This window comes from Klebsiella sp. K4, from assembly GCF_014596785.2.
Lineage (GTDB): Bacteria > Pseudomonadota > Gammaproteobacteria > Enterobacterales > Enterobacteriaceae > Klebsiella > Klebsiella pneumoniae.
In genome coordinates, this window is record NZ_CP115021.1 from 3702820 (window position 1) to 3716113 (window position 13294).

Below are 13294 nucleotides of genomic sequence, written 5' to 3' on the forward strand. Positions count from 1 at the left end.
TAAAGATCACTTAACTGCTGGCGATTCAGGCGACAAGACCAGAAATGACGCGATTTCTGGTCATGCCGTAATCAACCAAGAGCATTAAGTCGTTTTTGCGCTTGTTTCGCACCGTCGGTGCCGGGGAATTTATTGATCACCTGCTGGTAAACCGCTTTCGCTTTCGCGGTATCACCTTTGTCCTGCATGATCACGCCGACTTTAAACATCGCGTCAGGCGCTTTTGGCGATTTCGGGTAGTTCTTCACCACCGAAGCGAAGTAAAACGCCGCGTCGTCTTTTCTCCCCTTATTGTAGTTCAACTGCCCGAGCCAGTAGTTAGCGTTTGGCTGGTAGGTTGAATCCGGGTACTTTTTGACGAAGTTTTGAAACGCCACCATCGCGTCATCCTGGCGTGAGGCATCCTTCACCAGGGCAATAGCGGCATTATAATCGGTGTTCGCATCGCCGGTCATCGCCGGGGCGCCTGAGGTGGCCGCTGGCGCTGCGCTGGTGGCAGCCGCGCTCTGATCGCCAGAAGACGACGGAGCCTGCGCACCTGATGCCGCGCCGCCACCGCTGCTCAGACTATCTATCTGCAGCAGAATCTGTTTCTGGCGCTCAACGATCTGATTCAACTGGTACTGGTTCTCCTGGATCTGCCCGCGGAGAGAATCAATGTCAGTCTGGTTATCAGAGAGTTGTTGCTGGAGTTGGGTTAAAAGCTGGCTGTGAGCATTGGAAATACGCTCGAGTTGAGTGACGCGGTCTTCGACCGAGCCTGAGCCGACACTACTGATTGGCGCCTGAGCAAAAGCGGCCCAGGGGGCCGCTATGCCAACCAGTAACGACAGACTCAATAAATGATGTCTGAAGTTACTGCTCATGCAATTCTCTTAGTAAACCAGTACGGCGCGACGGTTTTTGGCATATGCCGCTTCGTCATGACCCAGTACTGCTGGTTTTTCTTTACCGTAAGAAACGATGGAGATCTGATCGGCAGAAACACCTTTGCCCTGCAGATACATCTTAACGGCGTTAGCACGACGCTCACCCAGAGCGATGTTGTATTCCGGCGTACCGCGCTCATCCGCGTGACCTTCTACAGTCACTTTGTAGGACGGGTTGCTGCGCAGGAAGTTAGCGTGCGCGTCCAGCATAGCAGCGAAGTCAGAACGGATATCGTACTTGTCGAGATCGAAGTAAACGATGTTGTTCTGCTGCAGCTGCTGCATCTGCAGACGAGCTTGCTCTTCAGAAGACATGTTGCCGCCGTTACCGTTAGCGTCCATACCAGTGCCGGCACCCAGCATGCCTTCACCGCTCTGGTCGTTGCTGGCGTTCTTGTTAGAAGAACATGCCGCGATTGCCATAACCGGCAGAGCGATCATCAGCCCTTTCAGCACTTTGTTCAGTTGCATTTCTTTGATTCCTTTAATAATCAATTATTTATTATCACAGATACGGCGACCAGGCAGGCGATTTTACCTGTCCATCAGTTGCCGGAAGACGCGCTTTGAAACGCCCATCTGTAGAAACCAGATTCAGCACGGATCCCATCCCCTGAGAAGAGCTGTAGATTACCATAGTGCCGTTAGGTGCCAGACTTGGCGTTTCGTCTAAAAACGTTGATGACAGAACCTGTACACCACCCGTTTCCAGATCTTGTTTGGCAATGTGCTGCTGACCGCCGGCCGAGCTGACCATTACCATGGTTTTACCATCCGCGCTCACGTCGGCGTCCTGGTTCTGAGAACCTTCCCAGGTGATACGCTGCGGCGTGCCGCCATTAATGTTGACTTTATATACCTGCGGACGACCTGCCTGGTCAGAAGTGAAGGCCAGATTCTGGCTGTCCGGGAACCAGCTTGGTTCGGTGTTGTTGCTGCGACCGTTGGTCACCTGACGAATCTGACCCGATCCCAGATCCATTACGTACAGGTTCAGGCTACCGGTTTTCGACAGCGCGAACGCCAGTTTAGAACCATCCGGTGAGAACGCCGGGGCGCCGTTGTGCTGCGGGAAGGAGGCGATCTGACGCACAGAGGCGTTCGCCAGGGTCTGAACCACCAGCGCAGAACGACCGCTTTCAAAGGTAACGTAGGCCAGTTTAGAACCGTCCGGAGACCAGGCCGGGGACATCAGCGGCTGGGAGGAACGGTGAACCAGGAACTGGTTGTAACCATCGTAGTCGGACACGCGCAGTTCGTAAGGGTACTGGCCGCCGTTTTTCTGCACCACGTAGGCGATACGGGTACGGAAGGCGCCCTTGATGCCGGTCAGCTTCTCAAATACCGCGTCGCTGGCCGCGTGCGCCGCATAGCGCAGGTACTGCTTAGTGACTTTAAAAGAACCTTGCGCCAGCGTTGTGCCCGGCGCTCCGCCGGTGTCCACCAGTTGATACGCAACCTGATAAGAACCATCCGGATTTTGCGTGACCTGGCCGACGACTACGGCGTCAATACCCAGCGCAGACCAGGCAGCAGGCTGCACTTCCTGGGCACTGGTCGGCTGCTGCGGCAGACGAGAGCGATCCAGCGGATTGAATTTACCGCTGTTGCGCAGGTCAGCTGCCACGATACCACCGACATCTTCCGGCGCAGCGCCCTGGCCGGCCCACTGGAACGGTACCACGCCGATAGGGCGCGCCGAGTCCACCCCCTGGGTGATCTCGATACGTACTTCTGCGTGCAGCACCGCCGCCCACAGCATTAAAAAACCAAATGCTACTCGTAATGCCTGCTTCATCATATCTCCCTTATCCGGGCGGAAAGCCCACGATAATTTAGCAGAATGTTAACAAACTCAAATATACAAAACTACCAAAACCCTGTGACTACCATAGATTGTTTTTCCCCGTTTGCACGGGGAAAAATGTCACTGAGGTTTGAAGTCCAGTGGCGCATTTTTGAAGACTTCATATACTGCCTGGCTAGGTGGTTTCGGAAACTTAGCCTGTCGGGCTGCGGCAAGAGCGGCCTGGCACAGAGCAGGATCACCACCTTCGGACTGTATATTTAACAACAGGCCGTCAGGAGCAAGTTTGATACGCAAGGTACATGTTTTGCCCGCATAGGACGATGCGTCATAAAACTTACTTTCAATCGCCGATTTTATCTGTCCGGCATAGTTGTTGATATCAGCCCCTGAGGCACTGTTTTTAGTATTACCACTCCCGGCAGCGGAGGCATTGTTTCCTTTGGCCCCACCGCCTGTTTTAGGCGCATTCTTACCAGAACTCAGATCGCCGAGCAGGTTGTCAACGCCGTCCGCTTCTTTCGCAGCCGCCGCTTTCTTCGCCGCCGCGGCTTTTGCTGCTGCCGCTTTGGCCGCTTTATCAGCTGCAGCCTTCTCTGCTGCAGCCGCTTTCGCTGCCGCCGCTTTTTCAGCGGCTGCGGCTTTCTCGGCGGCGGCCTTCTCAGCGGCCGCTTTTTGCGCGGCGGCTTTCTCAGCGGCTTTTTCGGCAGCCGCTTTTTCAGCTGCCGCCTGCTTAGCCGCTTCCTGCTGGGCTTTTTTCTCCGCTTCCTGTTGCGCTTTCTTCGCAGCCGCCGCTTCCGCTTTCTTCTGCGCCTCGGCCGCAGCTTTCGCCGCTTCAGCTTCCGCCTGTTTCTTCGCCTCGGCAGCGGCTTTCGCTGCAGCGGCTTCGGCCTGCTTCTTCGCGTCAGCAGCCGCCTTGGCCGCCGCCTGTTCTGCCGCTTTCGCCTGGGCATCCGCCTTCGCTTTCGCCTCGGCGGCCGCTTTGGCAGCGGCTTCCTGCGCTTCTTTTGCCTGTGCGTCCGCTTTGGCTTTTGCCGCCGCGGCGGCCTTGGCAGCCGCTTCTTCAGCCTGCTTCTGCTGCTCCTTCGCTTCTTTCGCCGCTTCCTGCGCCTGCAGCCGCTCCTGTTCGAGCTGTTTCAGCCGTTCCTGTTCCGCCGCCTGTTTCTCACGTAACTCTTCCGCCTGCTGCTGCGCCTGTTTTTCACGCTGTTCAGCGGCGCGACGTGCGCTGGCCTGCTGCTGTTGCTGACGGTTATAGTTATTTACCACCGCCCCCGGATCGACCATGACGGCATCAATCGACGATCCGCCGCCGCCGCCGGCAGAGGCATCCAGATGCTCGTCAAACGAACTCCAGATCAGCAGCGCGATCAGAATGATGTGCAGCGCGACTGAAATGATGATCGCTCGTTTAAGCTTGTCGTTTTGTTCGGTTGCCTTTGACACTATCGGTTCCCAAAAACTGTTCGCCTGTATCCGCGATGCGCACCGACGGCGAGCGATACCCGCCACCGGACGCCGCGCGGACGCACCTACCTGAAGCGATTAAATAGGTTTGGTCATCAAGCCGACCGATTTAACCCCTGCACTATGCAACAGGTTCAGCGCTTTAATAATTTCATCGTAAGGGACGTCTTTCGCACCGCCGATCAGGAATACCGTTTTTTCATTGGCTTCAAGACGACGCTTCGCTTCGGCAATTACCTGCTCCGGCGGCAGCTGGGACAGCGTCTCCTGCCCCACCTTCACGCTGTACTGCCCTACCCCGGAGACTTCCACAATCACCGGCGGATCGTCATTGCTTTTCACCGCTTGCGATTCCGTGGCGTCCGGCAGATCGACTTCCACGCTCTGCGTAATGATCGGCGCCGTTGCCATAAAGATCAGCAGCAGCACCAGCAGGACATCCAGCAGCGGAACGATGTTGATCTCGGACTTCAGTTCGCGACGTCCGCGTCCACGTGCTCTGGCCATGGCTTACCCCTTATTGCTTTCGCTGGTGGTAAAGGCCTGACGGTGCAGAATAGCGGTGAACTCTTCCATAAAGTTGTCGTAATTCAGTTCAAGCTTGTTCACGCGCTGGTTCAGGCGGTTATACGCCATGACCGCCGGGATCGCGGCGAACAGACCAATCGCGGTGGCGATCAGCGCTTCGGCGATACCTGGCGCCACCATCTGCAGGGTGGCCTGCTTCACCGCGCCAAGGGCGATAAAGGCGTGCATAATCCCCCAGACGGTACCGAACAGACCGATATACGGGCTGATCGAGCCTACGGTGCCGAGGAACGGAATATGGGTCTCCAGCGTTTCCAGTTCGCGGTTCATCGAAATACGCATCGCGCGCGATGCCCCTTCGACAATCGCTTCCGGCGCATGGCTGTTAGCCCGATGCAGGCGTGCAAACTCTTTGAAACCGCTGTAGAAGATTTGTTCCGAACCGGTCAGGTTATCGCGACGCCCCTGGCTCTCCTGGTACAGACGAGAGAGCTCGATCCCGGACCAGAATTTGTCCTCGAACGCTTCAGCTTCACGCGCGGCCGAGTTAAGGATACGCGTTCTCTGAATAATGATAGCCCAGGAAGCGATAGAAAAACCAATCAAAATCAACATGATAAGTTTTACCAGAAGGCTCGCCTTCAGGAACAAATCAAGGATATTCATGTCAGTCACTGCTTAAACTCCGCGACAATAGACTTGGGAAGCGCACGTGGCTTCATTAAGAGTGGATCAACGCACACAATGAGAACCTCAGCTTCGTTTAACACTGTATTCTCGGCGTTGACGATTCGCTGCGTGAAAACCAAAGAGGTGCCGCGCATCGAGGTAATTTCCGTCTGGACTTCGAGCATGTCGTCGAGTCTGGCGGGGGCAAAATACTCCAGCGTCATTTTGCGAACCACGAAGGCAACGCGTTCAGCCAACAGCACCTGTTGACTAAAGTGATGGTGGCGCAGCATCTCTGTGCGTGCTCTTTCATAAAAAGCGACGTAACTGGCGTGGTAAACCACACCACCGGCATCGGTATCTTCGTAGTAGACCCGAACCGGCCATCGAAACAGCGTTGTATTCACTTTACATCCCGGTAATGCAAAAAAAGGTTAGAGCTTTCAAACTTCGCTACTATACGCGCGGGAAAGGTGGTTTGGAATGGGGGAAAGTAAACGGGGCGTAAATTTTTATGGGCTTATGCAAGCCCATAGCATTAACAGAGATCTCTTATTCAAAAGAAGAAAAAGAAGAGACCTAAAGCGAGCACGATATCAGCGATAAGCGGACAAAAAATCCCCTGCCAGTGAACGGCACGCGGGCGAAAGCCCACGCCGTGAATAACGCCGCTGCAAACCGCCCACATCAGCAAGAAACCATGCCAGATTTCCAGCTCGCTGGTCTTCGCCGCAAAGCGCGACGGATCCCAGAAAATGCAGCCAGCCAGCAGCAGCGCCATCAATAAGGAAAGCGCCCGGAGCGGGCGCTTGTCCATTATCGCGTACAGAGTAGCGATAAATTTCATCAGATTTCTTCTTTCTTCCCGGCTTTGGTGGCTTCCACGTGCTCAAGCGCCAGCGCGGTAATGACCCCAAAAGCACAGGCAAGAAGCGTTCCCAAAATCCATGCGAAGTACCACATATATAGCTCCTTACCTTAGTACAGCGAGTGGGTATTCTTTTCGATGTCTTCGCGCGTGATGCGGCCAAACATCTTCCAGTAACACCAGCTGGTGTAGGCCAGAATGATCGGCACGAAAACAATCGCCACGTAGGTCATCAGGTTCAGCGTCCGCTGACTGGAGGTCGCGTCCCACATTGTCAGGCTGGCGTTCAGCATGGTGCTGGACGGCATGATGAACGGGAACATCGCGATACCGGCAGTCAGAATGATGCAGGCCAGGGTCAGCGAGGAGAACAGGAATGCCCAAGCGCCTTTATCCGCTTTGGTCGAAACGACGGTCAGCAGCGGCAACACCACGCCCAGGGCAGGCACCGCCCACAGCGCTGGCATATTGTTAAAGTTCACCATCCACGCGCCAGCTTCCCGCACCACTTCCTTGGTCAGCGGGTTAGACGGGCCGGTATGGTCAATCACCGATTTCACCACATAGCCGTCGATGCCGTAGTAGACCCACACGCCCGCCAGCGCGAAGCAGACCAGCGTCACCAGCGCCGCCACCATGGAAACGGTGCGAGTACGCAGGTGCAGTTCGCCTACGGTACGCATCTGCAGGTAGGTGGCGCCCTGAGTCAGGATCATCGCCACGCTGACGATACCGGCCAGCAGACCAAACGGGTTCAGCAACTGGAAGAAGTTACCGGTATAGAACAGACGCAGGTATTCATCGACGTGGAACGGCACGCCTTGCAGCAGGTTGCCAAAGGCCACGCCAATCACCAGCGGCGGCACGAAGCTACCGATGAAGATACCCCAGTCCCACATGTTGCGCCAGCGGGTGTCCTCGATCTTAGAACGGTAGTCAAAACCGACCGGACGGAAGAACAGCGAGGCCAGCACCAGAATCATCGCCACATAGAAGCCAGAGAACGCCGCGGCGTAAACCATCGGCCAGGCAGCGAACAGCGCGCCGCCGGCGGTGATCAGCCACACCTGGTTACCGTCCCAGTGCGGGGCGATGGCGTTGATCATAATCCGACGCTCGGTGTCGTTGCGGCCGAGGAAGCGGGTGAGCATGCCCACCCCCATGTCGAACCCGTCGGCGACGGCAAAACCAATCAGCAGAATGCCAATCAGCAGCCACCAGATAAAACGCAATACTTCATAATCGATCATTTGACGACTCCTGTCTTAGCGTGCCGACTGAATAGCCGCAGAGGACTGTTCAAAGTGATAGCGGCCGGTTTTCAGGCTGCTAGGTCCTTTGCGGGCAAACTTGAACATCAGGAACAGTTCAGCCACCAGGAACAGCGTGTACAGACCGCAGATCAGCAACATTGAGAAGATCAGATCGCCCGCGGTTAATGATGAGTTAGCCACCGCCGTCGGCAGGACCTCACCAATCGCCCACGGCTGACGGCCGTATTCGGCAACAAACCAGCCCGACTCCACGGCAATCCACGGCAGCGGCAGGCCGTAGAATGCGGCGCGCAGCAGCCATTTTTTCTCGCCGATGCGGTTACGGATCACGCTCCAGAAGGAGGCGCCTATAATCAGCAGCATCAGGATGCCGCACGCCACCATGATACGGAAGGCGAAGTACAGCGGTGCGACGCTTGGAATGGAGTCTTTGGTCGCTTTGGCGATCTGCTCTTCCGTGGCGTCAGCGACGTTCGGGGTATAGCGCTTCAACAGCAGGCCATAACCGAGGTCCTTCTTCACGTTATTGAACTGGTCACGCACGGCCTGATCGGTTGAACCGGCGCGCAGCTGTTCCAGCAGCGCGTAGGCTTTCATGCCGTTACGGATACGCTCTTCGTGCTGAACCATCAGATCCTTGAGGCCGATAACCGGCTTGTCCACCGAGCGGGTAGCAATGATGCCCAGCGCGTAGGGGATCTGGATCGCAAAGTGGTTGGTCTGCGCATTCTGATCGGGAATACCAAACAGGGTGAAGGCCGCCGGCGCAGGCTGGGTTTCCCACTCTGCTTCGATAGCCGCCAGTTTGGTTTTCTGCACGTCACCCATTTCGTAACCGGATTCGTCACCCAGCACAATAACGGAGAGGATCGCCGCCATACCGAAGCTGGCTGCGATGGCAAACGAGCGCTTGGCAAAGGCGAAGTCGCGACCTTTCAGCATGTACCAGGAGCTAATCGCCAGGATGAACATCGCGCCGGTGACATAGCCCGACGCCACAGTGTGAACGAATTTCACCTGGGCGACCGGGTTGAGCACCAGTTCAGAGAAGCTGACCATCTCCATACGCATGGTTTCGAAGTTGAAGTCCGATGCGATAGGGTTCTGCATCCAGCCGTTGGCGACAAGGATCCACAGCGCGGAGAGGTTGGAACCCAGCGCAACCAGCCAGGTGACGGCCATGTGCTGAACTTTGCCCAGACGATCCCAACCGAAGAAGAACAGACCTACAAAGGTGGATTCGAGGAAGAAGGCCATCAGACCTTCAATGGCCAGCGGCGCACCAAAGATATCGCCCACGTAGTGTGAGTAATACGACCAGTTAGTCCCGAACTGGAACTCCATGGTCAGACCGGTCGCCACACCCAGCGCGAAGTTGATACCAAACAACTTGCCCCAGAATTTGGTCATATCTTTATAAATCTGTTTGCCGGAAAGGACGTAGACCGTTTCCATGATGGCCAGCAGGAACGCCATACCGAGCGTTAGCGGCACAAACAGGAAGTGGTACATCGCGGTCAAGGCAAACTGTAAGCGCGACAGTTCGACTATATCTAACATCATGACTCCTTGCTCATCGCATGAAGACTCCGAAAATGAACCGAGAAGCTCTGGCTCATACGCATGCCCCAATACAAATTTATTTGTCGCCCGTCCACAGCAGGTTTCAATCGAAGGTAAAACCATGCCAGGGTAAGGTTACAAATACGTTAACGAAAAACCCAATTGATTCCCCAATATATTACGCCGCAATAACCTTACAATAAATATGTTTTTATTGTTCCAGTTTTACATTTTTCGACGGTGATCAATATATAGTGAAGATGGCTGAATTCAGCCAATTTGACTTGAGACAATTTAACGTTTTTTGAGGGATTTTTCCAAGGATTAAGTATTGATATAAATCAATTTTTACTCTATGTGTTAATTATGTAGCCCAATAAAGAATATTGGTGAACTTAATGTTAATTAAGTGTTTAAACTATGGCTTTTCCAGTTACTAAAAAGAGAGATATGAGAATCATAGGTAATATTATTTAACGTCGTGGAAAAAAAACAAAAAAAGGAACCGATCCGAATAATGTTAGACCGCTCACAGTATTTTATCTTCTTCCTTATCCCCTGCCCCACGCTTTTTCGCTGTCGCTTTTGTTTCCCTACGGTACAGCCGGGGTATATTTTTTTAGCCACTACAGCGCATCGAAAATACTTATTAAATAATAAATCAAATCAATATGATAGATAGGGCTTTTCGCAGAAAATCAATTCGTTGTTGGCGCTGCGGTTCTGACGAGACGGGATAACGGTCACAAAAAAGGCCACCTGACGGTGGCCAACCATGTCGAAATCGGACAGATTTCTGCTTGCGGACAAGCAGAGAGGGTTTACTTGATAATAGCTTTCAGCGCTTCGCCGATGTCGGCCAGGCTGCGAACAGTTTTCACACCCGCCGCTTCCAGCGCTGCGAATTTCTCATCCGCTGTACCTTTACCGCCGGCGATGATAGCGCCCGCGTGGCCCATACGCTTGCCTTTCGGCGCGGTAACACCCGCGATGTAGCCGACAACCGGCTTAGTGACATGATCTTTAATATAAGCAGCCGCTTCTTCTTCCGCGCTGCCGCCGATCTCACCGATCATGACGATCGCTTCGGTCTGCGGATCTTCCTCGAACATCTTCAGGATATCGATGAAGTTGGAGCCCGGGATCGGGTCGCCGCCGATACCGACGCAGGTAGACTGGCCGAAGCCGTAGTCGGTGGTCTGCTTAACCGCTTCATAGGTCAGGGTGCCGGAACGGGAAACGATGCCCACTTTACCCGGCTTGTGAATGTGACCCGGCATGATGCCGATTTTGCACTCGCCCGGAGTGATAACGCCCGGGCAGTTCGGGCCGATCATACGCACGCCCGCTTCGTCCAGCTTCACCTTCACGGTCAGCATATCCAGCGTTGGGATACCTTCGGTGATGGTGATGATAAGCTTAATGCCCGCGTCGATCGCTTCCAGGATGGAATCTTTGCAGAACGGCGCCGGAACGTAGATCACGGTCGCGGTCGCGCCGGTCGCTTCAACGGCTTCGCGCACGGTGTTGAACACCGGCAGGCCCAGGTGAGTGGTGCCGCCTTTGCCTGGCGTCACGCCGCCAACCATTTGCGTACCGTAAGCGATCGCTTGTTCAGAGTGGAAGGTCCCCTGGCTACCGGTGAAGCCCTGGCAGATAACCTTGGTATCTTTATTAATTAAAACTGACATTATTTCCCCTCCACTGCGGCAACAACCTGCTGTGCTGCGTCCGTCAGACTTTTCGCTGCAATAATATTCAGGCCGCTGTCAGCCAGTTTTTTCGCGCCCAGTTCGGCGTTGTTACCTTCCAGACGAACCACAACCGGAACGTTAACCCCTACTTCCGCTACCGCGCCGATGATGCCGTCAGCGATCAGGTCGCAACGCACGATGCCGCCGAAGATATTAACCAGCACCGCTTTAACGTTGTCGTCAGAGAGGATGATTTTGAACGCTTCGGTCACGCGCTCTTTGGTCGCGCCGCCGCCTACGTCGAGGAAGTTAGCCGGTTCGCCGCCGTGCAGCTTAACGATGTCCATGGTACCCATCGCCAGGCCTGCGCCGTTAACCATGCAGCCGATGTTGCCGTCCAGCGCGACGTAGTTCAGTTCCCACTGCGCCGCCTGCGCTTCACGTGGGTCTTCCTGAGACTGATCGCGCATTTCGCGCAGATCCGGCTGGCGGAACAGCGCGTTGCCGTCAGCGCCCAGTTTGCCGTCGAGGCAGATCAGGTCGCCCTGCTTGGTGATCACCAGCGGGTTGATCTCGATCAGCGCCAGGTCGCGCTCAAGGAAAATGGTCGCCAGCCCCATGAAAATCTTGGTGAACTGCTGAACCTGTTTACCTTCCAGACCCAGTTTGAACGCCAGTTCACGACCCTGGTAAGGCATCGGGCCTGCCAGCGGATCGATGGCGATCTTGTGGATCAGGTGCGGGGTCTCTTCCGCCACTTTCTCGATTTCCACGCCGCCTTCGGTAGACGCCATGAACACCACGCGACGGGAGCTACGGTCAACAACCGCGCCCAGGTACAGCTCTTTGTCAATATCGGTCGCCGCTTCAACCAGGATCTGGTTAACCGGCTGGCCGTTCGCATCTGTTTGATAGGTCACCAGACGTTTGCCCAGCCAGTGCTCGGCAAATGCGCGGATCTCTTCTTTGCTCTTAACTACTTTCACACCGCCCGCTTTGCCGCGGCCACCAGCGTGAACCTGACATTTCACTACCCACGGACCCGCGCCGATTTTTGAAGCGGCTTCTTCTGCTTCACGCGGAGTAGTACAGGCATAACCCACCGGCGCCGGTAAGCCATAGCGGGCAAAAAGTTGTTTTGCCTGATATTCATGTAAGTTCATGTGTTCAGTCCATCCTTCAGGGTGTAATTATCTTTAAACCTGTAGGCCTGATAACGGCGCTAACGCGTGTTATCCGGCCTACGGTAGGTAATACGCTTGCTGACTACACGTCCAGCAGCAGACGGGTCGGATCTTCCAGCAGCTCTTTAATCGCCACCAGGAAGCCTACCGATTCACGTCCGTCGATCAGACGGTGGTCATAGGAGAGCGCCAGGTACATCATCGGCAGGATCTCTACCTTGCCATTGACCGCCATCGGACGGTCTTTAATGGCATGCATACCCAGAATAGCGCTCTGCGGTGGGTTGATGATCGGCGTGGACATCAGGGAGCCGAAGACGCCGCCGTTGGTAATAGTGAAGTTACCGCCGGTCAGGTCGTCTACGGTCAGCTTGCCGTCGCGGCCTTTCACTGCCAGCTCTTTGATATTCTTTTCGATATCCGCCATGCCCAGCAGGTCGACGTCACGCAGAACCGGGGTGACCAGACCGCGCGGAGTGGAAACGGCCATGCTGACGTCGAAGTAGTTGTGGTACACCACGTCGTCGCCATCGATGGAAGCATTCACTTCCGGATAGCGTTTCAGCGCTTCCACTACCGCTTTCACGTAGAAGGACATAAAGCCCAGGCGGATGCCATGACGTTTTTCGAACGCCTCACCGTACTGCTTACGCAGATCCATGATGGGCTTCATGTTGACTTCGTTAAAGGTCGTCAGCATGGCGGTAGAGTTTTTCGCTTCCAGCAGACGTTCGGCTACGCGTTTACGCAGGCGGGTCATCGGGACGCGTTTTTCCGAACGGTGGCCCAGCTGCGGCGCCGGCGCGGCTGCCGGGGCGGCGGCTGGCGCTTTGGCTTCTGCCGGCGCCGGGGCTTTCGCCAGATGTTTCTCAACGTCTTCGCGGGTCAGACGGCCGCCGACGCCAGTGCCTTTGATGGCCGCTGGGTCAAGGTTGTGTTCAGCCAGCAGACGACGGATCGCCGGGCTCAGCGCGTCGTTGTTCTGCTCTTCCAGAGAGGCCTGCTGACGCTGCGCCGGAGTGGACGCTTTCGCATCGGCTTTCTCGCTGCTTTCTTTACCTGCGCTGTTGCCTTCGCGCAGGCGGCCAAGGATCTGGCGAGACAGGACGGTGGCGCCCTCGTCTTCCAGCACTGCATCCAGAATGCCGTCCGCTGATGCCGGTACTTCCAGTACCACTTTGTCAGTTTCGATTTCGACCAGAACTTCGTCACGGACGACCGCGTCGCCCGGTTTTTTGTGCCAGGTGGCGACGGTTGCGTCAGCTACGGACTCAGGCAGGTCGGGAACCAGAATATCTACGCTACTCATTG

Annotated in this window: 14 protein-coding genes; all 14 read right to left on the reverse strand. The window is 55.3% G+C overall.

What is annotated here, in order from left to right:
* Nucleotides 1–71: 71 nt before the first annotated feature.
* Nucleotides 72–866, reverse strand: coding sequence for a cell division protein CpoB (gene cpoB / locus IB144_RS18465; protein WP_002895071.1), 795 nt, complete (start codon nt 864–866; stop codon nt 72–74).
* A gap of 9 nt (nt 867–875) precedes the next feature.
* Complete coding sequence (gene pal, locus IB144_RS18470) at nt 876–1400, reverse strand: peptidoglycan-associated lipoprotein Pal (protein ID WP_002895068.1); 525 nt, start codon at nt 1398–1400, stop codon at nt 876–878.
* Between the two features lie 34 nt (nt 1401–1434).
* A complete protein-coding gene (gene tolB, locus IB144_RS18475; protein ID WP_002895066.1) occupies nt 1435–2727 on the reverse strand; it encodes a Tol-Pal system beta propeller repeat protein TolB in 1293 nt (430 codons plus the stop codon).
* Nucleotides 2728–2856: 129 nt separating this feature from the next.
* On the reverse strand, nt 2857–4182 hold the full coding sequence (tolA, locus tag IB144_RS18480) for a cell envelope integrity protein TolA (protein WP_004179068.1): 1326 nt from the start codon (nt 4180–4182) through the stop codon (nt 2857–2859).
* A 99-nt stretch (nt 4183–4281) separates the two neighbouring features.
* Nucleotides 4282–4710 (reverse strand): colicin uptake protein TolR, encoded by a 429-nt coding sequence (gene tolR, locus IB144_RS18485; protein WP_002895061.1) that lies wholly within the window; start codon nt 4708–4710, stop codon nt 4282–4284.
* Between the two features lie 3 nt (nt 4711–4713).
* Entirely contained in the window at nt 4714–5406 is a 693-nt protein-coding gene (gene tolQ / locus IB144_RS18490) for a Tol-Pal system protein TolQ (protein ID WP_004152221.1), read from the reverse strand.
* Nucleotides 5403–5807 (reverse strand): tol-pal system-associated acyl-CoA thioesterase, encoded by a 405-nt coding sequence (gene ybgC, locus IB144_RS18495; protein ID WP_002895056.1) that lies wholly within the window; start codon nt 5805–5807, stop codon nt 5403–5405. The genes tolQ and ybgC overlap by 4 nt, the downstream gene beginning before the upstream one ends.
* A 149-nt stretch (nt 5808–5956) precedes the next feature.
* Nucleotides 5957–6247 carry a cyd operon protein YbgE gene (gene ybgE / locus IB144_RS18500; protein WP_002895053.1) on the reverse strand — a complete coding sequence of 97 codons (291 nt, stop codon included), beginning with the start codon at nt 6245–6247 and terminating at the stop codon, nt 5957–5959.
* Nucleotides 6247–6363, reverse strand: a complete 117-nt coding sequence (gene cydX / locus IB144_RS18505) for a cytochrome bd-I oxidase subunit CydX (RefSeq protein ID WP_002895051.1) — start codon at nt 6361–6363, stop codon at nt 6247–6249. Before cydX ends, ybgE begins: the two co-directional genes overlap by 1 nt.
* Before the next feature lie 15 nt (nt 6364–6378).
* Complete coding sequence (cydB, locus tag IB144_RS18510; RefSeq protein ID WP_002895049.1) at nt 6379–7518, reverse strand: cytochrome d ubiquinol oxidase subunit II; 1140 nt, start codon at nt 7516–7518, stop codon at nt 6379–6381.
* Between the two features lie 15 nt (nt 7519–7533).
* Complete coding sequence (gene cydA, locus IB144_RS18515; RefSeq protein WP_002895047.1) at nt 7534–9102, reverse strand: cytochrome ubiquinol oxidase subunit I; 1569 nt, start codon at nt 9100–9102, stop codon at nt 7534–7536.
* An 824-nt stretch (nt 9103–9926) separates the two neighbouring features.
* Nucleotides 9927–10796: a succinate--CoA ligase subunit alpha gene (gene sucD / locus IB144_RS18520; RefSeq protein WP_002895043.1), complete on the reverse strand. Its 870-nt coding sequence runs from the start codon at nt 10794–10796 to the stop codon at nt 9927–9929.
* Nucleotides 10796–11962: an ADP-forming succinate--CoA ligase subunit beta gene (gene sucC, locus IB144_RS18525; RefSeq protein WP_002895039.1), complete on the reverse strand. Its 1167-nt coding sequence runs from the start codon at nt 11960–11962 to the stop codon at nt 10796–10798. Before sucC ends, sucD begins: the two co-directional genes overlap by 1 nt.
* 103 nt (nt 11963–12065) lie before the next feature.
* On the reverse strand, nt 12066–13292 hold the full coding sequence (odhB, locus tag IB144_RS18530; protein WP_004142209.1) for a 2-oxoglutarate dehydrogenase complex dihydrolipoyllysine-residue succinyltransferase: 1227 nt from the start codon (nt 13290–13292) through the stop codon (nt 12066–12068).
* Nucleotides 13293–13294 lie beyond the last annotated feature (2 nt).

Bases quoted from the DNA above. Each gene is read 5' to 3' on its own strand.
- cpoB (WP_002895071.1), bottom strand. From the start codon at position 866: ATGAGCAGTAACTTCAGACATCATTTATTGAGTCTGTCGTTACTGGTT.
- pal (WP_002895068.1), bottom strand. From the start codon at position 1,400: ATGCAACTGAACAAAGTGCTGAAAGGGCTGATGATCGCTCTGCCGGTT.
- tolB (WP_002895066.1), bottom strand. From the start codon at position 2,727: ATGAAGCAGGCATTACGAGTAGCATTTGGTTTTTTAATGCTGTGGGCG.
- tolR (WP_002895061.1), bottom strand. From the start codon at position 4,710: ATGGCCAGAGCACGTGGACGCGGACGTCGCGAACTGAAGTCCGAGATC.
- ybgE (WP_002895053.1), bottom strand. From the start codon at position 6,247: ATGAAATTTATCGCTACTCTGTACGCGATAATGGACAAGCGCCCGCTC.
- cydX (WP_002895051.1), bottom strand. From the start codon at position 6,363: ATGTGGTACTTCGCATGGATTTTGGGAACGCTTCTTGCCTGTGCTTTT.
- cydB (WP_002895049.1), bottom strand. From the start codon at position 7,518: ATGATCGATTATGAAGTATTGCGTTTTATCTGGTGGCTGCTGATTGGC.
- cydA (WP_002895047.1), bottom strand. From the start codon at position 9,102: ATGTTAGATATAGTCGAACTGTCGCGCTTACAGTTTGCCTTGACCGCG.
- sucD (WP_002895043.1), bottom strand. From the start codon at position 10,796: ATGTCAGTTTTAATTAATAAAGATACCAAGGTTATCTGCCAGGGCTTC.
- sucC (WP_002895039.1), bottom strand. From the start codon at position 11,962: ATGAACTTACATGAATATCAGGCAAAACAACTTTTTGCCCGCTATGGC.
- odhB (WP_004142209.1), bottom strand. From the start codon at position 13,292: ATGAGTAGCGTAGATATTCTGGTTCCCGACCTGCCTGAGTCCGTAGCT.